Raw genomic sequence first — 19,647 nt, forward strand, 5'->3', positions numbered from 1 at the left:
TCTTTTAATCATGGTTCAAAAACAGCAAACAGGCATCCCAAATTTCCATTAAAATAAAATTCCTTACTTTTGCCCCATGGAAATTTTGGATCACACACTCCAAACATACCTTGATGAGCATTGCGAGCCGGAGCCGGAAGCGCTGCAAAACATCAACAGGGAAACCTACCTGAAGGTATTGCGTCCGCACATGTTATCGGGCCATTACCAGGGGCGGGTGCTTAGTTTTCTGAGCAAAATGATCCAGCCGAAACGCATTTTGGAGGTGGGTACTTTTACCGGCTATGCCACCATTTGCCTTGCCGAGGGACTAACGGAAGATGGCCTGATCCACACTATTGAAGTGAACCGCGAGCTGAAGCCAATGTTGAATTCACATTTTAACTCAACAAATGTTGGCAAAAAAATAAAGCTGCATTTTGGCGAGGCTACGGCAATAATTCCCGGTTTAGACGTTGATAATTGGGATTTGGTGTTTATTGATGCTGATAAAAAGAATAATTATACATACTTTCAACTTGTATTTGACAAAGTAAGGTCCGGAGGATTAATAATAATTGATAATGTTTTGTGGAAAGGAAAGGTGTATGGCGAAGAAAATGATGCCGACACTGAGAACATCCGCAAGCTAAATGACCAGGTTTCCGCAGACAGCCGCGTAGAAAAAATGATTCTGCCCGTGCGTGATGGATTACTGATCATCAGAAAAAAATAAATTATGAAGAAACTCGTACTGGTTACATTATTGCTGGCCTCAACCCTTTTGGCCTCAGCACAAAAAAACACCGCCAAATCATATATTGAACAATTTAAGGACGATGCCATTAAAATAATGCATCAAACCGGAGTTCCCGCAAGTATAGTGTTAGGCGTGGCAATGCACGAGTCGGGTTGCGGAAACAGCACCCTGGCACAAAATTTAAACAATCAGTTTGGTGTAAAGGGCGGCGGCGGCGCTGTTTTTTACAAGCACAACAAAAAAGTGCATTCAAAATATAAACGGTATGAATCGGTATATGACTCCTTCCAGGATTTTGCCCGCATTATGACCGAACGCAGCGAATTTAGCGGCCTTGCGGATAAATTTACCCATTTTGATTATACAGGTTGGGCGCACGGTATCCAGAAACATGGTTATGCCAGCAGCCACAAATGGTCGGCGCAGGTGTTGGGGTTGATAAAAAAATATCAGCTTTATAACTTCGACGAGAACCCGGCAGAGAAGGAAAACACTGCAAATCAGGATCAAATGGCGCAAAATAATTAAAAAAAGAGCGTTAATCTATCCCCTAAACGAAACTTACAGCTCAAAACCTACGTTATAAGTCATAATTCTGGCCGGGACACACCTGGCCGGTGATATTGATTTGTTATTGAAATGAGAAAATTCGTATATTTATTTATGGGGATGGTTTTTGTTACCGCCTGCTCTGCCCGTAAGGGAACAGTATCAGACAGGCTGGCCCGCAAGAACAACAAAAGCGTTCAAAAAACCAATAGCGCAAGCCTTGCCAACTATACCCCGCTTACTTCTTTGCAATATATTGACAAGTATAAGGCCATCGCTGTCCAGGAGATGAATTTGTACGGCATCCCGGCAAGTATAACGCTGGCGCAGGGCCTGTTTGAGTCAGGCAGCGGCAATGGCAGCCTGGCCCGCATAGCCAATAACCACTTCGGCATAAAAAGCGGGAGTTCATGGCAGGGAAAGGTTTACTATAAGGATGATGATAACGCTAACGACAGCTTCAGGGTATATGATAAGCCGGAAGACTCGTTCCGTGATCACTCCATATTTTTGCAAAAGAAAAACTATGCCCATTTGTTCGAGCTGGATAAAAACGACTACCAGGGCTGGGCTTACGGACTAAAAAAAGCCGGCTATGCCACCAACCCGAAGTATCCGCAGCTGCTGATAGGCATCATCCAGAAATATAACCTTAACCAGTACGACAGCCCCGAAGGAACCGAGGTTGCCAAAATAAAACGGGTTGACCGCGTATTTACGCAGATTGACAAAAAAGAAGACAAAGCCGCAAAAGACTCTATTCAAAGCCCGCCTGTTGATAAAACGTACACCATTAAGCAGGGCGACACACTATATAACATATCCAAACGTTTTGGAATAGCTGTTGACAGCCTGAAGGCGCTAAACAATATTGGCGATAATAATATTAAAATTGGCCAGAAAATTGTAGTTACCCGGTGATGTTGTTAATTTTTGTTAAATAGTACGCTTATGATTAAGCGAAAGCCGTAGTTTTAGTGCTGCAATGAAGTGGGGTTTGGTATTATGTTTTTTGTTTCTAACGGTTAAGTGTTTTTCGCAGGATAAAACAGTTGACGGTATTGTGTTTGAAAAAGAAAGCAAAGACCGTGTAGCAACCGTAAGCATCCATAATATCACTACCGGAATTTCGGCCTATAACAATTTAAAAGGCGAATTTGCTATAGCTGCCAAACCCGGTGATCAGCTTGTTTTCACGAAAGCCGAATATCACCCCGATACCATCAAAATTATTAGCAATGCCCCCCTTGCCATTTACCTGGAGCGCCTGGCTATCCAGCTAAACCTGGTTACGGTGCATGATACGGTGCTTAGTCCGTTGATGCGGCTCCGTGCAAGCCAGCGCGATTTTAGTAAGGCATACGGCTCATTGGCCTATAGCGATTTTTTAACCAGTCCATCAAGCGGCGGGGCCGGTTTAAGCATTGATGCCCTGTGGAATGCTTTTAGCAGGGAAGGCCGGAATGCCGCACATCTGCGCGAAACCATACAGCGCGACTTTGAGCAAAACAGCATAGATTTCCGCTTTAACCCCACCTATGTAGGCAACATTACCGGGCTAAAGGGCGAAAAACTAGCCTCATTTATGCTCAGGTACCGCCCCGGCTATTACACCACGCAAACCGCCAGCGAATATGAATTTGTTGCCATGATAAGAGCCAACTTCCGCCGATATATGCGCAACCAGCGCACCTACGCACTCCCGGCCCTGGTTACCCCATCGGTAATCAATTAAGATTTTTAGCTCTCTTTACTGCTTGTGGAAGAAGCTTGGCGCAGAGTTGACTCACCCGACGACTCCGCTAGCCAGCGGCTGGTCGACCTCTCTTCGTCTGCGACGGAAAGAGGTGAGGAAAAGAAAAAATGAAAGTTTTTTTTAGCCCTCTTTCCCGCTTGCGGAAGAGAGGGCAGGTCGAGCGAAGCAATGACCGGGGGAGTAGATTCTGCGCGCGATATTCACGCCAATGCACAGCGGAACAGCCCCTCCCATGCAATCACCCACCGCCACTAAAAAGAAAACTTCAGGTAGTTAATGTTTTTATTATGCTTCAAATATTTTTTCTCGTAATAGGTTTTGATGCTGAGCACCTCATTGGCATGTTCTGAATGATAAAGATCTTCGGTTCTTACATGCAGGTTTAGGGCTGTGTCGGCAATTTTTTCGACGGTGTAGGCATGCAGGTCGTCGTTATCGGTTTTGAGGTTTACAAAGCCGCCGGGTTTTAATATTACGCGGTACATATCCAAAAAGCGGGTTGAGGTAAGTCGTTTCTTCTCCCGGCTCAGCTGCGGTTGCGGATCGGGGAAGGTGACCCAGATCTCGTCGACCTCGCCGGGGGCAAAATATTCTATCAGCGTTTCAATCTGGATGCGTAAAAAGCCAACATTGCCAACCCCATCTTCCAGCGCGGTTTTGGCGCCACGCCAGATGCGGTTCCCTTTATAATCAATCCCGATAAAGTTTTTACCGGGGAACAGGGTAGCCAGGTTAACCGTGTATTCGCCTTTACCACAGGCCAGCTCGAGCACAACCGGGTTGCTGTTTTTAAAAAAACCGGTGTTCCATTGCCCTTTAAAAGGCTTGCCGGCATCTAACTGTAAAACGTTGCTGAAAGTATCGATCTCTGCAAAACGCCTTAATTTATCTTTTCCCACTTAAAATATTTAAAACGCAAAAATAGGGTTTTCGGGAATTTAATTTAGGGTGATTTGAATTGGGGGTTTGTTAGCGTAAAATCCCGGCTTTAGGTTGAGCCTGCAAGTGTTCGTCCGTTTGGGGGATGGAGTGGTGGCGGACAGGCGGACGGTGTGATTTGATCCTTTTCAAAATCAAAATTGTACGCGGTTACCATAACATGTGGACCACAAGGGCGGACCCTTGCAGCAGCGAGCGCCGGGTGTGGGTTGACACTTTTGGATGGCTAAAAATAAAGGCCGGAATTTCTTCCGGCCTTTATTTTATTCTTTTCATCAATTCCTATTTTTTCAAGTGCTCTGGTAGCGGATGCTTGTGCAAAAACGCTTTAGCCTCTTCCGCTTTTTTTACGAAGTAAGGATCATTACTGCGATCCTTAACTTTATCACTTATAATGGCATTATCGTAAAAACTATTTTCTTTTTCTGATTTCTTAACTGCGGGCATAACAACTCCTTTCCTTATTCCTATATTCAAATATATTGCTTTATTTCCTTTTTACCAAAAACGCTTCATAATTTGCGTTCTTTTTAAATGGCTGCCAATTCCCATCCTTAAAACCCAATACTTCAAAATCTATGCTTATTTCATTGAATAATCCGGAGATGCTTATTTGATTAAGCCGGGTTCTCGCAGGTGTACTTCCGGTTGCAAAAACATAGTGATTACCATGAATATTCGTAAAATCAATAACAGTTTTAGCTACTGTTGCCAGCACTATATCCCTATCATTATTGTTGCTTACTATACTATCGTCAATAGCATCCGTTTTTTCTGAAACGTCACCAAATCCCAGGTTATAGAATATAGGCTCCTCATCATTGATTTTGGTAAATCGTACCGCCTTTTTTATGCGACCGTTCGGCCCTTCGCTATAAAACTCGTAATCATGAAAATTATTTTTTACTAAATAAGGATAACGCTCTAAATTCATTCAACCGGAATTATTTAATGATTGCTTATTGTACGCATCCCAAACCTAATAATTATTATTTTCAGTAGTGCTTGAGAAATGAAGATAAAAACTAACTCAATATTTTTTTATTTACGTCCTCTTAGCATCAATCACGGTGGTGTGCTATGTCTTGTCCCCCCTCCGTTCCAAATACCTTTCGCGGGCATGGCCCGGGCCGTATTTGTGGTTGTAAATAGCCATGGTTAGCTTGTTGTAATTATCATACCAGGCTTCATTAAAGGCTACCGACTGATCATCCTTAAACTCAATAGCAAAGTTTTGAGAAAAACCTTTTCGCGTTCTGTAAGTGCCCATCCGGGTGATCTCCGCATAAGGAATAATTACCTGCTTTTTAAAAACAACATCGTACACAATTATTTCGGTGGCGGTTACCGTGATCCTTTTCCATGATCTTGAAAAGAAATAATAATAAACCCAAAGCACGCCACATAAAAGCAGCGTAATTATATAAGCAGCCATGGGGGGTGCCGGGTTACCCAACAGGCAAGCATACAGCATTCTCCCGGTGAGCACAACAAATACAACGGCACCACCTATCGCCCTGTTGTAATAGGCGGTATCGAAATTGGAGATTATGAGTTCATCCATGGGGTTGTTGTTTGTTGAAGTGGGTGGGTTAGGGGATAAATGTATTGAAAAATTTTGATGGGATGATTGTTGTGCTGAACAGGTGTTTGTTTGGTCAGGGGAATGGGGTGGCGGCGGACAGATGTTACCATAAGCTTTATTCAACATAGCATTATGGCTACCTGAACGCGGACCACAAGGGAGGACCCTTGCGGGAGCGGGGGACAAATCTATTTGAAAACAATTAATTAGATTAGAGGACTAAATTTAAATCACAATGGAAATGCCAACTCATAAAGAGAAACATTATTATCGAGGTTTTTTATTAGCGCAGTTCGCTGCCTTAGAAACAACTATAGATGTTTATATAGCTTCATATTTTATAGATTCAGACAAAAAATATGATTTAATGAATATTATTTTGAATAGGCTAACATTTGAGGCTAAGAGAACTGCGCTAAAAACGATATTGGATAGAAAAACGCCTGATTTTATAAAAACTAAAAACAATACTTGGCCGAGTAGTAAATTTATAGAAGAACTACGATTATTGAATAATGAGCGTAATATCTTCGCTCATTATGTCGACACATTCAAGGAAAGCGAAACAGCAATAATTTCTTTGATGGAGTTTAGGGATAAATCAAAAATTGTAGAATATGATTGGTCTAAATATGAATTAATAGTAAAAAGGATATTATCGGCTCTAAAAAAACTACAAGAAGACAATATTATAAAATCGAATTAAGCCCCCCGCTACCACAACAGTCCACCCTTGTGGTCCACATGCCCAGCAGTAAAATGCCTTTAAGAAGCACCTGCATTGCTGCCCTTGCCGCACTAATAGCATCTTACTCCATTGATCTGCATAGCTCAGAGTTTGCTTTGTTCCTCGCAATTGACGAGATGGTAAAGCTCTTCTACCTTTCGCCTTTAACCTCCTCTCCGCTACCGCAAGGGTCCACCCTTGTGGTCCGCATGCTCAGTAGTAAAATGCCTTTAAGAAGCACCTGCATTGCTGCCCTGCAGCAACAATAGCGTCTACCTCCATTGATCTGCACAGCTCAGCGTTTGCTTTCCCGAATAAATCCGGGACAGGCTGTTCCTCGCAATGACGAGATGGTAAAGTTCTTCTACCTTTCGCCTTTAACCTCCCCCTTCCCAAACCGTCCGTCCGTTCTCCTCCCCATCCCCAAAAGAACACCCCGGACGCTTTACCAGGATGTGCGCTGTTTTATAAACTGTGCCACTTTTGGGTCAACAATAATATCCTGGTGGCGGATCTGTTTTTTTAACACAATGCCCTCTAAGGAGGTACACCTGCTTAGTGCCACATAGGTTTGGCCGTGGGCAAATGCGCCGGTGCCTAAGTCAATTATTACCTTATCATACGTTTGGCCCTGGCTTTTGTGTATGGTTATTGCCCACGCCGGTTTTAGGGGGTATTGCTTAAACGAACCGGTTACCACAGCCTCAATTTTCTTGCTCCTGGTATTGTATTGGTACGCTATCACTTCCCATTCGGCCCGGTCAATGGTGTAGCTTATATCGTTTAATTTAACGGTTACGCTGTTATCGCTAAGGCTTTCAACAATGCCAATGCTGCCGTTTACCCAGCGTTTCAGGCTGTCGTTTTTTAGCATTATTACCTGTGCGCCTTCTTTTAAAACAAGGTTTGGGTCGGCGGGGTATGCCGAGGGTTCAAATTTGCCTTTTATAATAGCCGGGTAGGTAAATTCCGGGGCTTGCAGGCTTTGCATCCTGCTTTTGTTGGCATCATCAGCAATTTGATTGGTAGTTGTAAGGGTGAGGCTTACATCGGTGGCAGCGGGGGTATAACCGGGCAGGTATTGTTTGTTTAGTTGCTGCAATTGCCCGTTGGTAATGTTATTTGCGCGGATGCTGTTCAGCAGATCTTTAAACGCGGCATCCTTTTGCCTGAATATGGTTTGCAGCTCAATATATTCAAGGTTCACCCCGGCTAAAACGGTGGCGTTAAAAAAATACGGACCGCCAAAGCGCCTGTCGAGGTAAGCAGCGGTTTCTTTACCTGCAACTACGGGCGCAAGCTGGTACACATCGCCCAAAAACACCATCTGCACACCACCAAACGGACTGTAATCATTGCGGTTTATCTTTAAGGCATAATCAATACAATCCAGCACATCGGCCCGCACCATTGATATTTCGTCAATAATAATCATGTCCAGCTGCCTGAAAAGCTGGTGCCTGCTGTGGTCTTTAACAATGGTTTCTTTTTTTGAAAGCTGCGGCGCAAACCTGAAGAATGAATGGATGGTAGCGCCTTCAGCATTTAAAGCGGCTATGCCTGTAGGTGCCAGCACCACTACATTTTTGCTGGTATTTTGCCTGAAAAACTTTAGCAGGGTTGATTTGCCTGTGCCCGCCTTACCGGTAATATAGACGCAATCATCAGTATACTCCATTTGCTGAAATGCGGCTGCAAACTCATCGGTTATAAGCAGGTTGTCGGGTAATTTATTTTTCGGTTCAAATTTTTTAGCTGATTTATTGGCGCTACTGGTGTTGTTAAACCAGTTGTGATAGGTTGTCATTTGTTGGCTGTTAAGGTTATTGATTATTAAATTGATTACTTGCCCTTGCTGCGTTCTAATTCCTTTTCCAGCTCCCATTCTAACAGCTTTTCATCAATCCATTTATCGGCAATGTCTATTCCGCTCAAGCGATCCTGGTCGCTTGCGTTGTGCAGCAGGCGTTCATCAACCACAAAAGTTGCCGAGGGGATGCGGGCGTTAAGTTCGCGGGCTTTGCTATGCCATTTGGCATAGCCGTTAATGTCGGGATACAGGCGCACGGTGCGGTCTTTTAACACCTGGCATTTGTCAACACTTAAGCCTTCTAAACTGCCGGCTGCCAGCCAAATGTAATTAGGGTAGTAAACGCTGGCTATAATGGCGGTTTTCTCGCTTTCGGTAATAGCCACCGTTTTAAAAGGCTCAAGGGAGAGTAGGTGCTCGCCAAATAAGCATTGCTTTAGCTGATAATCGGAAGCCTGGGGCAGGTAATCTAACTTTACTGCGGAGAGCTGGCCCTTGTCTGGCTTTGCCCGCAACAGCCGGTGCACCCATGCAATATGGTTAAAGGGTTGTTTTATACGGCGGCAATCTTTACCGCCATACAACATTACCTTGCCGGTGCGTACTTTATCGTTTGCATCAATCTGCCAAAATACGGTTGCGCCGGGCCAGTGTTTTGCGCAGCCTATCTTGTATTTTTCTATTAAGGCGATGGCTTGTTCAGCGCCAAACATTTCGGCCAAAAACATGGTGAAAACGTTTTTATCGTACCCGCGCATGGTGCCTTCAACAATTGATGGCGGGATGGTATCAAAGTATTTAGTTGTTGGCAGCATATTAAAAGAGTTGTTGTTTGATGGTTTATAAGCGCCGGGGTTGGCTTTAAAAAAGTCGCGGGGCTTGTAGTGATAGCCGCATTGGTCAAGGCGGTCGCATTTGCCAACGTGGTCGGCAAGGTGATCGCCTGTTTGGGTATCAATATAACGGGTAAACGTGCGCGAGCGCTGGTTACATTCAGGGCAATGGTAGCGGGTTTTGCTACCGCGATAGGGTTCGAGGGTGTAGCGGTGTGGGGTGGTCATTGGTCATTGTGTCATTAGTCATTGGTCATTGGTCATTTCGCGGTGCTGTCATTGGGTCATTTCAGGTCATCGTCTGCAAGGCAATGACTAATGACACAATGACCAATGACTTTCCTACCCCGTCCGTCCGTTCTCTTACCTGTGGGTTCCCGAACGGACGGACGGATTCAGGCATTTCGTTTTTCGGCAGCTTTTATCAGCCTGTCAACCTTCTGGTAACCTATGCCCATTTGTTTGGCAATATCGCGTAAGCTTAACCCTTCAAGCCTTAGCTTAACTGCCTTTTCCATATCATCGCTGTTAAGGCGGTCGCCCGGCTTTTTAATATGGTCAAACTCGTTGCCGTAGCCTGCAAATTCATATTGCAAAAAGTTAAAAGGCTTGGTTATGCGGCACAGGCAAATATTGGTGTAACCGTATACCTGGTTGGTGTTGCGCTGCTTTATCTGTTTTAAATAGCGCATGTCTTTTTCGGCGCTGCTTTCGCCTATGGTAAAGGCGCTGTCGCAAAAGTTCATCAGCATTTTACTGCCTTGTAAATCGTTAAGCGTTATTTGCTGGGTTAAATCGCGTTTAGGCGTGTGAGCCAGCACCAGTAACGACAGATTGTACTTGTTTTTAAGCTTTTTTAACTGCTTCATTAACGGCAGGGCATCTTTAGCCTGCTCGGTTTCATTACGCAGGTAGGTAAGGTTATCAACTATAACAACCCTGGCCTTATTTTGCACAATGGTGCGCTCAAGCGCTGCAATAAGGTATTCGTCAAAATCTTTAAACCCTTCGGGGATCACCGAATCGGGGTTTAACTCCGACCGGTAAAAATCACTTTTAAAAGGGTAATGATTCTCGTAATTATCAGAGTACCGGGCCTCAAACTGTTTTTCGGTTAATTCAAAATCGCAATACAGGGTTGGCTGTACTTCGCTTTCCAGCTGGAACGGCTCCATTGCTTTACCGGTATTTATACAATTGGCTATCTGCACCCCCAGTATGGATTTGCCCAGGTTGCTATCGGCAAATAAAATACAGATCTCGCCCTCGTACCAAAACTTACCGAATAACATTTTGGGAATAGCCTTTTTGCTTGCCGACTTTAACCAATGCCCAGCAGAATGGGTGGTGAGCAAATCGGTAGATGGTTCAGGTTGGGGGATAACTTTTTCCAGGAAGGAATCCATCTGGTCAGGCTTGGTGTAGTAAGTGCTTTTTGAGCTTTCATTGTTGGTGTTCATATAATTTTATTATTTGTTGCAGGCTGGTTATTTCCAGTTGATAGGGTATGCGGCTGCTTTTTTACTGGAAAAAAAATGAGTTTTTTAGATAATACTCCTCCTATAACCCTTTTTATAAAGGGCCTGATCTTCTATTTAATAAGAAGACCTGAGTGCTATGATTTTAGGGTGTTCGTTTGTCCGGGGACTAAGGGGTCAGCGGACGAACGGACGCTTTTGAAGCTTGAAATAGCTGGAGGCTTATGTTCAATACAAATATACAGAAAATTATTTAACAATCAAGAATAATCTGTAATATTTATTTGGAGATCTTGTTGGTGTTATCACCACAGGTGTCTGGAGGCTATTAATTTGTCATCCTGGAGCGCGGACGAAGGATCTTCTACGCGGGATAGGAACGCAGGACAAGTATAGCGACGACTTATCAGTTAGATAAGATCCTTCACTGCGTTCAGGATGACAAAAAGGCTAATTTAACCTGTTTTGATTCTTCCGCCCCCCAGGTAACAACAATGGCATAATCCCCCTCCTTCTATGGACCATCGACCCTTCCGGCTATGAACTATGAACCATCATCTATGAACCATCAACCATGAACTCCCCCATACCAACTCCCATCTAAATTTCTTACCTTAACACCATCGCCCCACACGGTGCAAGCCAAGCTTTAAACAATGATCTTCCACAAAAACATCAACAATAACGCCATAGCCATCCTGGGCACCTGGGACCCGCTTTTACCCCGCCACAGGGCCATATTTAAAAAGCTGCTCACCTACAGTAAAACCAAAGGCTTAAACCCATATATAATTATTGTTTATCCAAACCCGGCAATCTTTACCTATGGCAAGCTTTATAAAGACTATTTCGATCTGCCTGCCAGGATCGAGCTTTTTAAACATTTAGGGATCAATAACATACTGGTGCTCGACATTGGCAGCGACGACCTGAGTGCGGGCGCCGAAGGTGTTTTTAATGAATTAGCTAAAGACAGCACGATAACCCTAAAGGAACTCTGGATAGGCGAAAACCAATACTTTGGCATTGGCGAAACGGGCTCAACCTCAACTATTGAGTATGAATGCGCGCTAAGAAATATTAAGCTGCGGACACTGAAAGACTCCTTCAGGGTGGTAATAGACAAGAGCGATGTAACCCGCAACTTCAAGGCCGGCCAATTTGACGAGGCTGCAGCGGTGGTAGGCCAATACCCAACCTACCGCCTGAAAGATGACCCTCACATAAAAATGTACAACGGCATATACGATGCCCGGTTAAGAACAAGTCCGTTTGATAAAACCAACGAGATCCCCCTTACCGTTAAAATAGCAAATGAGCAATTGGAGGAAATTGAAAAAGTTGATGGTTACCAGTGGCTGGTGCTTTTGGGGGTTCATAGTTGAGGAGAATGTCGATGGTCAATAGTCGATGGTCCATGGAAAGAAAGGAAGTGGCAGTAGGAAGAATCGCGCAGGGCGGATACTTTTGGGAAAGTTGTTGGTTACCTAAAATTTCTCCTACTTGTCAGCAGACATCCTCCAAAAAAGCAGGTGCCTGAATAAAGAATGAAGCCCAATCCGATCCAAAAACAAAAGCGGGCAAGGGCACGACAGAAAAGCGGGCCTGGGAGTCTGGCCTGCAGCGCGGAAGCTTTTTTCTGTCTTGATTTTTTTTGGTCCTTTTTTGTATCAAGACAAAAAAGGACTAAGCCTCCGCGGCTATGAGCGGGAAGATGCTTAAGTTCTAAGAGGGAATATAGCTTCGAAGCAACCAGCAGGCTTTACTCATACCCACAGCATCCCCAAGCCCCGCGCTCATGCTTCGAGAGCCTCAGCATGACACCCCTTTTTTGCATTCCTCACTGCCAACTGCCTACTCAAAACGGCCAACTGACCACCTTTCCGGCTATGAACTATGAACCATCAACTATGTATCCTCCTCACAAAACCAATTCTCCCCAACCCTTCCTATACTCGCGTTTAATATACTGGTTAGCAGCATCAAAATTGGTGATCTTCATATTTTCACCATCCCATTTAAGACTGGTATAGCGGCCGCTGAATTTGTAGCCTTCCATATTGCCATAAACCGGATCGGTGCGTTTTATTTTTTCGCGGAGGTTAAAGGTGCGCAGCAGCAGGTTGCCCATCAGCACCGTTTCGGTAAGCGGCCCGGCATACCCCACAAACGGCGAGTCGACCTCCATTTTACCATAGCCAGCAATACTTGCATCAACCCATTGCCACCAATGGCCATCCATGCCACCCTGTATCCGCGGATACTTTTCGGGCACATGCACATCCTTGTTCAACGCCAGCGGCAACAACCGCGGGTGACTGCCGCCCCAGCCGCAGCTAGCCTTACCCTTGGTGCCAATAAACAGCGTACAACCCTCAAAATCATTTTCAGACGAGATATCGCCCAGGGCTGCGTTCATATTTACATCCGGGTCCAATTCAGCAAGGCGTTCGGGAGTTATACCGCCATCCATCCAGTAAAGGTCAAGCGGTTTGCCGTTCTTTTGGGTAAAGTTAAACTTAATAGAGCTTGATACAGGGCCACTTTCAGGGTAAATGCCTTCCTTAAAAATCCCCTGGTACACCGTGCTTGCACTGCCCGATACCTCGGTGGGGTAACCCAGCCCCAGCAATTTGAACGGCGGCCCCATTATATGGCAGCCCATATCGCCCAGTGCGCCGGTGCCAAACTCCCACCAGCCACGCCAGTTAAAAGGCACCAGGTTATCAATATAATTAGTTTCCCTGGCCGTGCCCAGCCACAGGTCCCACTTCAGCTCCTTAGGCACCGGCGGACTCGTCTTAGGCCACGAGATCCCTTGCGGCCAAACAGGGCGGTCGGTCCAGCAATATACTTTCTCAATATCGCCAATCAGGCCGGCTTCAAACCATTCGCGCAGGGTGCGCATGCCGTCGCAGCTGGCGCCCTGGTCGCCCATTTGGGTAACCACCTGGTATTTTTTGCTGGCTTCGGTTAATATCCGGGCCTCGTAAATATCATGGGTAAGCGGCTTTTGCAGGTATAAATGTTTCTTCAGCCGCATGGCGCTCAACCCCACCAGCGCATGGTTATGATCGGGGATGGCAACCGTAACGGCGTCAAAGTTTTTGCTTTCTTTCTCAAACATTTCGCGCCAGTCGTGGTAAAACTTTGCTTTGGGGAATTCCTTGCGGCGTGGTGCTGCCATGCGGTCGTCCACATCGCACAAAAAAGCCATTTCGGCATTCTTCTTTGGCGCAGTAGCAAAATGGTGAATATCATTCTCGGCCTCGCCGCCGCAGCCAACGGCCGCAATGTACAGCTTATCGCTTGGCGCGGTATAGCCCCTGCCGCCCAACACATAGCGGGGCACAATATAAAACCCGGCGGTAGCAATGGCCGCTTTTTTAATAAAGTCGCCACGGGTTATGCCGCTTTTGGCAGCGTTTTTTTTATTTTCTTCCATGGCTGTTTATTTTTTTAACGGTTTAACAGAAACTTCCTTAAAGAAAACTATATCATCATTCCCATGGTTTTGCAACCCTATATATCCTTCATTTGGCCTTAAGCCCCTATATGGCTCAAAATCAAATTTACGTTTTGGGGTTGGCTGGCCTTCGGTATAGTCGGTAACCTTTTGGCCGTTCACCGTAACAATGGTGCGCGGGCCATCAAGCGTAATATCCATCGTGTTCCATTCCGGACCGGGCTTGCCGGGCTTAGCCAATGGTTTGGTCAGCGAGTATAAAGTGCCGGTTACATGGTAATCATCCTCCTTTGAGGTTTCCGGGTGATTATCTATCTGTACCTCGTAGCCATAAAACACAGGCATCCATTCCTCGCGCGGTTCCAGCGGAATGCGAATAAACACGCCCGAATTGCTGTTAAACTTTTGCATTTTATAAACAACCCGGATAGTGCAATTGCTGAATTTTTCTTTGGTCCAGTACAGTAAACCCATGCCGCCATGGCTGCCGGTTAAGCCATCCTTAACATACCTGCTGCCCTTGCCCACCTGTTTCCAGCCGTTAAGGTCTTTACCGTTAAAAAGCTGTCGCCAGCCGTCGTTATTCTGCGCGTTTGCATTGGTAAATGCCAATAAAAATAACAGGGAAAAGCTTACAAATAAGCCTTTAGCAAATCGTTTTTTGATCGTTGTCATAGTTAGGATAGTAAATGGTTTATAATTGGAGAATCTAATGTAGATAGATTTTTTTGATCCAACAACTGTGGCGGCATATCGCATACGCCCTATTACAATTGTTACAAACGCGGGGACAGACAATACTTTACAGCCAACTGCCCGCTCCAAACTGCCAACTTTTTCAACAATGGCGTTACCCCGGTGATAGAACCGGGGCCCGCGCTATCCGCTCATACGCCTGCAGGCCTTAGGCGCGAAGGGCCGGTATCCGCTACTATCGCTAACGCAGGTCAGCGTGAATGCATTGGCGTTAATATCGCGAGCAGATTTTACTCACCCGGTCATCGCTTCGCTGGACCTGCCCTCTCTTCGCTGCGCGTAAAGAGGGCTAAAGAATCTTTTTGTTTTTTCTTTCCCCCACCTCTTTCCGTCGCAGACGAAGAGAGGTCGACCAGCGAAGCGTCGTCGGGGGAGTAAACTCACTACCATTCATTAAAAATTATCCCTTCCTTGCCATTATATTTGTAAAGCTTGTAACACAAATGGAAAACGCCTCTGCTCAAAATCACCGTAAGATCATCCATATTGATATGGACGCATTTTACGCATCTGTTGAGCAGCGCGACAATCCTGAATACCGTGGCAAGCCCCTTGTTGTAGGCGGCCCGCCCGAAGGCAGGGGCGGTGTGGTTGCTACGGCCAGTTACGAGGCCCGTAAGTTCGGGATCCGCTCGGCCATGTCATCAAAACAAGCGTTGCAGCTTTGTCCGCATGCGTTGTTTGTAAGGCCCCGGTTTGCCGCCTATAAAGAGGTTTCGCAACAGATCCGCGAGATCTTCAGCCGCTATACCGATCTGATCGAACCCCTTTCGCTGGATGAAGCTTACCTTGATGTAACCAGCGATAAGCTGAACATCGGTTCGGCCATTGAGATAGCGCAGCAAATAAAACAGGCCATAAAAGATGAGTTGCAGCTAACGGCGTCTGCCGGGGTATCTATCAATAAATTTGTGGCCAAAATAGCGTCGGATATTAATAAGCCCGATGGTTTGAAGTTTATAGGCCCATCGGCAATTGAAAGCTTTATGGAAAAACTGCCTGTCGAAAAGTTTTTTGGCGTAGGCAAGGTTACCGCACAAAAAATGAAGAACATGGGCCTGCACACCGGCGATGATCTTAAAAAACTTACCGAGGCAGAGCTTTCCAAACACTTTGGCAAAGTTGGCAGGTTTTATTTTAACATAGTGCGCGGCATTGATAACCGCGAGGTACAACCCCATCGCGAAACAAAATCATTAGCCGCTGAAGATACCTTTGCTTACGACCTTACCACCATTGAAGAAATGGAAGCCGAGCTTGACAAAATTGCCGTCACCGTATGCAACCGCTTGCAGCATTACCAGTTAAAAGGCCGCACCATCACCCTCAAAATAAAATACCACGATTTTAAACAGATCACCCGCAACCAATCGTTCCCCGCAGGTTTAAACGACCTCGAAACCATATGCTTAACAGCAAAAAAGCTGCTTGCCGCAACTGAGCCGGAGGATAAGCGGATCAGGCTGCTGGGCATCTCCCTCTCAAATTTTGGAGAGGTTCCCGTGAAGCAGAAAGAAGAAAAACCCACCGATCAGCTCAGGCTGTTCCCTTTTAAATAAATCGTTACAGGCATCTTACTTCTCCGCAATAACTACCCTGAATTTGTTTTTATAAACCACGTGCCCGTTACTTTGAATATAGGGCTGCATTGATTGCAAAACCACATCCTGCACCTTTTGCTGTCCGCTGTTCTCTATAGCACGGGCAGCTGGACCGGACGAACACAGGCCTTTCAAAGCGATGTCGGTATCCGGGTAGTCCCAAACCGTATCAATATCTTTCTGGTTAATTATTTTAAACCCGCCTTCGCCCAATATTTTTTCGAGTAGATGGTTCTCGGTAAGGGCAAATGGCCCGGGAGCGCCGGGCGGTGGCGGTGGCAGCAGGCTGCCTATAGCCGCCAGGTTGCTTGCCGCTTCGCAGTCTTCTTTATTTCCCCAAATCATCACAACTATTTTACCACCGGGCTTTAGCACGCGGCGGGCTTCGGCAAATGCATTGCCGGTACTGGCTGCATATTGAAAGGAGTTAAAGCCGCAAACCACATCAAAGGTATTATCGGCAAAGGGGAGCTCTTCCATTTCACCGGTGCTGAAATGGGCCGTGGTGTTACGTAGCCAGGCCTGCTCAATCAGGGCTTCGCTGGCATCTATGCCAGTTACATAGGCCCCTGTGGCGCTTGCAATGCCGCTGAAAAGGCCCGATCCGCAGCCAACATCAAGCAGCTTATCTGCCGGGTTAAGGTTTAATGAATTTAGTGCATAAGCATAACCCGCATTGCCGGTTTGCTCCTGTATAGTGGCCCAGTCTTTTGGCTGTTTTCCCCAAAGCGGCCCCTGTATAGCGGCTGATCCCATAAGCGTTTAGATTTGGAGCAAGTTAGGGATTAATTTGGAATTGCATTAATCCCGATTGATGGAAAATCATTCCTGGCTAATCCCTAATCTCTGGCCTCTCTATCAACCCAAAACCTCCTTCTATCTTTCGGACTTTACTGACTTTTCCGTCTTTCGGACTCCCCCCCTCTATCAACCCAAAACCATCTTCTATCTTTCGGACTTCCGGACTTTCCGACTTCCGGACTCACCCCCCTCTGTCAACCCAAAACCACTTTCTATCTTTCCGACTTCCGGACTTTCCGTCTTTCGGACTATAAACCTATCTTTGCCAAACTATGTCTGATAAAAAAGTTAGAGTAAGGTTTGCACCAAGTCCTACAGGTGGTTTACACCTGGGGGGTGTACGTACAGTGTTGTTTAATTATCTTTTCGCCAAAAAAAATGGTGGCGATTTTGTTTTAAGGATAGAAGATACCGACCAAAGCCGCTATGTGGAAGGCGCAGAACAATATATTTTAGATTGCCTGGAATGGTGCGGATTAACTCCCGATGAAAGCCCGGTAGCCGGTGGCCCGTTTGCTCCCTACCGTCAAAGCGAGCGCAAATCGCTTTATAGAGAATACGCCGAAAAGCTGGTAAGAGAAGGGCACGCTTATTATGCCTTTGATACCACAGAAGAGCTGGAACAAAACCGTAAAGAGATCCCTAACTTTCAATATGGGCAAGCTTATCGCAATAGCTTGCGTAACTCATTATCATTAAAAGAGCATGAGGTTGACCAGTTGCTTGATGCCCATACCCCGCATGTTATCCGCATAAAAATGCCTGCCGATGACAGGGTGAGCTTTAACGATATGATCCGCGGCCATGTAAGTTTTGAAACCAACCAGGTTGATGACAAGGTTTTATTAAAGGCCGATGGAATGCCTACCTATCATTTAGCTGTAGTGGTTGATGATTACCTGATGAAAATTACACACGCCTTTCGTGGCGAGGAATGGCTGCCATCTGCACCCGTGCACTTATTGTTATGGGAATATTTGGGCTGGAAAGCTGATATGCCGAAATGGGCGCACCTACCCCTGATATTAAAACCCGATGGCCATGGCAAGCTAAGCAAACGCGATGGCGCACGCCTGGGTTTCCCGGTTTATGCCATGAACTGGTTTGATGCCAAAACAGGCGAGCTTACCCCCGGTTTCCGCGAGTTGGGCTTTTTACCCGAGGCATTTTTAAACCTGCTGGCTACTTTAGGCTGGAACGATGGCACCGATCAGGAGATCTTTTCGCTGGATGAGCTGGTTGAAAAATTCTCATTAGATCGCGTTAGCAAAGCAGGTGCAAAGTTCGATTTTGAAAAAGCCAAATGGTTCAATGCCGAGTGGATTAAGAAGTCGGAAGCGGAAAGTTTAAAGCCGAAAGTAAAGGCCGTTTTAGCGGATAAGGGTGTTGTTATTACTAATGATGATTACCTGTTACAGGTTATTGATAAGGTAAAAGACCGTTGCGTATTGCTCGCTGATTTTTACCAGCAGTCTGCCTACTTTTTTGAGCAGCCAAAGGAATACGACGTTAACTCCGTTAAACCAAAATGGACGGATGCCAAAACAGAATTTTTCAATGCTTTTATCAATACAATAAATACTACCGAAGCATTTGAACCTGTTGAGCTGGAAGCGGCATTTAAGGCCCTGGCCGAAGAAAAAGCTATTAAAGCGGGCGAGTTGATGCTGCCATTCCGTATTATGCTGGTTGGCGGCAAATTTGGTCCGCATGTGTTTGATATTGCCGTGCTGCTGGGCAAGGATGAAACCATTAAGCGGATTGAGAAGGCGTTGATTGTGTTTGGTAGTTAATACCGAGCCATTGTTGATTTTCTGTGTGATTTATATTTAATAGGTGTGTCCCCACAAAGATGTGGACACACCGTATGTTTGTGAGAAGGGCTGATTAACATTAAAAACGACTTTGCCGTCAATTGCAAAAGCCCAAAACTGAAGCCCATTTCAGTATTTACAAGCCTCTCCGATTTTCAGACTACAAAAATTACCCTTACCTTCACATTAAAACCACTATCCACATGTCTCGCCGATTAGATAAATACGAAAAGCTGCCTGTGTACCAAAAGGCGCAGGAATTATTTGACCTTGCGGAAGTAATTGCCGATGCGCTTAAGGAAGATGAGATGAAGGAACATTTGGCAGCGCAAATGTTTAGCAATGCAGCATTGATCCAGGCCAAAATAGCAGGCGCCGAAGGCGGCGGATTATATACATTACGGATGCAAAACGCCGTATTGATAAAACTGGCAACGCAGGATATGTTTAATGCCGTGTCATTCGCATCAATGGTGGAGATAAATGAGGAAGACTATGTAGACCTGATGCGTGACAAAATTGATGAGTTCAGGCTGGTTTTTAATGAATGGGTACGGGGCTTCGATAAAACCTATGATATCCCGGATAACTGGGCAATCCGCTTTGATACCAGCACCCCGGAACAGGAAAAACTGGAAGAGCTGATGTTTGATGAAGACCGGTTTTTTGATGAGTTTGATGATGATGAGGGCGAAGAAAATACAGAAGAAGAGTAGCCGGAACGTTTAACGCGTCCCTGCATTGTGTAAATATCCTTACTATCCACTAAATAAACAACTCCATCACTAATGCC

20 protein-coding genes are annotated in these 19,647 nt (G+C 45.6%); 10 read left to right on the top strand and 10 right to left on the bottom strand.

All coding sequences use genetic code 11. From position 1 onward, the window contains the following. Positions 1-76: 76 nt before the first annotated feature. The 4 genes from BUE31_RS26100 to BUE31_RS26115 all read left to right on the top strand — a co-directional run bounded on the left by BUE31_RS26100 (position 77) and on the right by BUE31_RS26115 (position 3,023). Complete coding sequence (locus BUE31_RS26100) at positions 77-715, top strand: O-methyltransferase (RefSeq protein WP_073406818.1); 639 nt, start codon at positions 77-79, stop codon at positions 713-715. Positions 716-718: 3 nt separating this feature from the next. Beyond that, positions 719-1,267 carry a glucosaminidase domain-containing protein gene (locus tag BUE31_RS26105; protein ID WP_073406819.1) on the top strand — a complete coding sequence of 183 codons (549 nt, stop codon included), beginning with the start codon at positions 719-721 and terminating at the stop codon, positions 1,265-1,267. A gap of 111 nt (positions 1,268-1,378) precedes the next feature. Further along, positions 1,379-2,209, top strand: coding sequence for a glucosaminidase domain-containing protein (locus BUE31_RS26110; protein ID WP_073406820.1), 831 nt, complete (start codon positions 1,379-1,381; stop codon positions 2,207-2,209). Between the two features lie 64 nt (positions 2,210-2,273). Continuing rightward, the gene (locus BUE31_RS26115) at positions 2,274-3,023 is read left to right on the top strand and encodes a hypothetical protein (protein WP_073406821.1); all 750 of its coding nucleotides are present in this window, start codon (positions 2,274-2,276) and stop codon (positions 3,021-3,023) included. 272 nt (positions 3,024-3,295) lie between these two features. Here BUE31_RS26115 and trmB read toward each other — a convergent pair whose 3' ends face one another. From trmB to BUE31_RS26130, 4 genes are all read right to left on the bottom strand, one after another. Then, a complete protein-coding gene (trmB, locus tag BUE31_RS26120) occupies positions 3,296-3,943 on the bottom strand; it encodes a tRNA (guanosine(46)-N7)-methyltransferase TrmB (RefSeq protein WP_073406822.1) in 648 nt (215 codons plus the stop codon). Positions 3,944-4,265: 322 nt separating this feature from the next. Beyond that, positions 4,266-4,460, bottom strand: coding sequence for a hypothetical protein (locus BUE31_RS30830; RefSeq protein WP_143167266.1), 195 nt, complete (start codon positions 4,458-4,460; stop codon positions 4,266-4,268). A 10-nt stretch (positions 4,461-4,470) separates the two neighbouring features. Beyond that, positions 4,471-4,917 (bottom strand): DUF6934 family protein, encoded by a 447-nt coding sequence (locus BUE31_RS26125; RefSeq protein WP_073406823.1) that lies wholly within the window; start codon positions 4,915-4,917, stop codon positions 4,471-4,473. Between the two features lie 144 nt (positions 4,918-5,061). Beyond that, the gene (locus tag BUE31_RS26130; protein WP_073406824.1) at positions 5,062-5,547 is read right to left on the bottom strand and encodes a hypothetical protein; all 486 of its coding nucleotides are present in this window, start codon (positions 5,545-5,547) and stop codon (positions 5,062-5,064) included. A 262-nt stretch (positions 5,548-5,809) separates the two neighbouring features. Here BUE31_RS26130 and BUE31_RS26135 point away from each other — a divergent pair, with 262 nt between their 5' ends. After that, positions 5,810-6,274 carry a hypothetical protein gene (locus tag BUE31_RS26135; RefSeq protein WP_234997910.1) on the top strand — a complete coding sequence of 155 codons (465 nt, stop codon included), beginning with the start codon at positions 5,810-5,812 and terminating at the stop codon, positions 6,272-6,274. 53 nt (positions 6,275-6,327) lie between these two features. Beyond that, positions 6,328-6,564, top strand: a complete 237-nt coding sequence (locus tag BUE31_RS26140; RefSeq protein ID WP_143167267.1) for a hypothetical protein — start codon at positions 6,328-6,330, stop codon at positions 6,562-6,564. A 176-nt stretch (positions 6,565-6,740) separates the two neighbouring features. Here BUE31_RS26140 and BUE31_RS31625 read toward each other — a convergent pair whose 3' ends face one another. The 3 genes from BUE31_RS31625 to BUE31_RS26155 form a co-directional block, all read right to left on the bottom strand. Next, on the bottom strand, positions 6,741-8,102 hold the full coding sequence (locus BUE31_RS31625; RefSeq protein ID WP_159440748.1) for an ATP-dependent DNA helicase: 1,362 nt from the start codon (positions 8,100-8,102) through the stop codon (positions 6,741-6,743). A gap of 35 nt (positions 8,103-8,137) precedes the next feature. Then, entirely contained in the window at positions 8,138-9,166 is a 1,029-nt protein-coding gene (locus BUE31_RS26150) for a DUF6371 domain-containing protein (protein WP_073406827.1), read from the bottom strand. Between the two features lie 167 nt (positions 9,167-9,333). After that, positions 9,334-10,398 carry an AAA family ATPase gene (locus tag BUE31_RS26155; RefSeq protein WP_073406828.1) on the bottom strand — a complete coding sequence of 355 codons (1,065 nt, stop codon included), beginning with the start codon at positions 10,396-10,398 and terminating at the stop codon, positions 9,334-9,336. A gap of 674 nt (positions 10,399-11,072) precedes the next feature. On the opposite strand from BUE31_RS26155, the gene BUE31_RS26160 reads away from it, so the two are divergent. Next, entirely contained in the window at positions 11,073-11,801 is a 729-nt protein-coding gene (locus BUE31_RS26160; protein WP_073406829.1) for a nucleotidyl transferase family protein, read from the top strand. A 536-nt stretch (positions 11,802-12,337) separates the two neighbouring features. Here BUE31_RS26160 and BUE31_RS26165 read toward each other — a convergent pair. After that, positions 12,338-13,861: a Gfo/Idh/MocA family protein gene (locus BUE31_RS26165; RefSeq protein WP_073406830.1), complete on the bottom strand. Its 1,524-nt coding sequence runs from the start codon at positions 13,859-13,861 to the stop codon at positions 12,338-12,340. Between the two features lie 6 nt (positions 13,862-13,867). After that, positions 13,868-14,557 (bottom strand): 3-keto-disaccharide hydrolase, encoded by a 690-nt coding sequence (locus tag BUE31_RS26170; RefSeq protein WP_073406831.1) that lies wholly within the window; start codon positions 14,555-14,557, stop codon positions 13,868-13,870. A 524-nt stretch (positions 14,558-15,081) separates the two neighbouring features. Here BUE31_RS26170 and dinB point away from each other — a divergent pair. After that, complete coding sequence (dinB, locus tag BUE31_RS26175; protein ID WP_073406832.1) at positions 15,082-16,197, top strand: DNA polymerase IV; 1,116 nt, start codon at positions 15,082-15,084, stop codon at positions 16,195-16,197. Positions 16,198-16,212: 15 nt separating this feature from the next. Here the strand turns inward: dinB and BUE31_RS26180 are convergent, their stop codons facing one another. Beyond that, positions 16,213-16,995: a class I SAM-dependent methyltransferase gene (locus BUE31_RS26180; protein WP_073406833.1), complete on the bottom strand. Its 783-nt coding sequence runs from the start codon at positions 16,993-16,995 to the stop codon at positions 16,213-16,215. 317 nt (positions 16,996-17,312) lie between these two features. On the opposite strand from BUE31_RS26180, the gene gltX reads away from it, so the two are divergent. Together gltX and BUE31_RS26190 are read left to right on the top strand one after the other, a co-directional pair. After that, positions 17,313-18,833 carry a glutamate--tRNA ligase gene (gene gltX / locus BUE31_RS26185; RefSeq protein WP_073406834.1) on the top strand — a complete coding sequence of 507 codons (1,521 nt, stop codon included), beginning with the start codon at positions 17,313-17,315 and terminating at the stop codon, positions 18,831-18,833. A 224-nt stretch (positions 18,834-19,057) separates the two neighbouring features. Then, positions 19,058-19,570, top strand: a complete 513-nt coding sequence (locus BUE31_RS26190) for a hypothetical protein (RefSeq protein WP_073406835.1) — start codon at positions 19,058-19,060, stop codon at positions 19,568-19,570. Positions 19,571-19,647 lie beyond the last annotated feature (77 nt).

The sequence above is a fragment of the Mucilaginibacter sp. OK098 genome (genome assembly GCF_900142915.1).
In the GTDB taxonomy this organism is placed as follows: domain Bacteria; phylum Bacteroidota; class Bacteroidia; order Sphingobacteriales; family Sphingobacteriaceae; genus Mucilaginibacter.

Coding starts and splice junctions, on each gene's coding strand:
- BUE31_RS26100 (WP_073406818.1), top strand. CDS start 77: ATGGAAATTTTGGATCACACACTCCAAACATACCTTGATGAGCATTGC.
- BUE31_RS26105 (WP_073406819.1), top strand. CDS start 719: ATGAAGAAACTCGTACTGGTTACATTATTGCTGGCCTCAACCCTTTTG.
- BUE31_RS26110 (WP_073406820.1), top strand. CDS start 1,379: ATGAGAAAATTCGTATATTTATTTATGGGGATGGTTTTTGTTACCGCC.
- BUE31_RS26115 (WP_073406821.1), top strand. CDS start 2,274: ATGAAGTGGGGTTTGGTATTATGTTTTTTGTTTCTAACGGTTAAGTGT.
- BUE31_RS26125 (WP_073406823.1), bottom strand. CDS start 4,917: ATGAATTTAGAGCGTTATCCTTATTTAGTAAAAAATAATTTTCATGAT.
- BUE31_RS26130 (WP_073406824.1), bottom strand. CDS start 5,547: ATGGATGAACTCATAATCTCCAATTTCGATACCGCCTATTACAACAGG.
- BUE31_RS26135 (WP_234997910.1), top strand. CDS start 5,810: ATGCCAACTCATAAAGAGAAACATTATTATCGAGGTTTTTTATTAGCG.
- BUE31_RS26140 (WP_143167267.1), top strand. CDS start 6,328: ATGCCTTTAAGAAGCACCTGCATTGCTGCCCTTGCCGCACTAATAGCA.
- BUE31_RS31625 (WP_159440748.1), bottom strand. CDS start 8,102: ATGACAACCTATCACAACTGGTTTAACAACACCAGTAGCGCCAATAAA.
- BUE31_RS26150 (WP_073406827.1), bottom strand. CDS start 9,166: ATGACCACCCCACACCGCTACACCCTCGAACCCTATCGCGGTAGCAAA.
- BUE31_RS26155 (WP_073406828.1), bottom strand. CDS start 10,398: ATGAACACCAACAATGAAAGCTCAAAAAGCACTTACTACACCAAGCCT.
- BUE31_RS26160 (WP_073406829.1), top strand. CDS start 11,073: ATGATCTTCCACAAAAACATCAACAATAACGCCATAGCCATCCTGGGC.
- BUE31_RS26165 (WP_073406830.1), bottom strand. CDS start 13,861: ATGGAAGAAAATAAAAAAAACGCTGCCAAAAGCGGCATAACCCGTGGC.
- BUE31_RS26170 (WP_073406831.1), bottom strand. CDS start 14,557: ATGACAACGATCAAAAAACGATTTGCTAAAGGCTTATTTGTAAGCTTT.
- dinB (WP_073406832.1), top strand. CDS start 15,082: ATGGAAAACGCCTCTGCTCAAAATCACCGTAAGATCATCCATATTGAT.
- BUE31_RS26180 (WP_073406833.1), bottom strand. CDS start 16,995: ATGGGATCAGCCGCTATACAGGGGCCGCTTTGGGGAAAACAGCCAAAA.
- gltX (WP_073406834.1), top strand. CDS start 17,313: ATGTCTGATAAAAAAGTTAGAGTAAGGTTTGCACCAAGTCCTACAGGT.
- BUE31_RS26190 (WP_073406835.1), top strand. CDS start 19,058: ATGTCTCGCCGATTAGATAAATACGAAAAGCTGCCTGTGTACCAAAAG.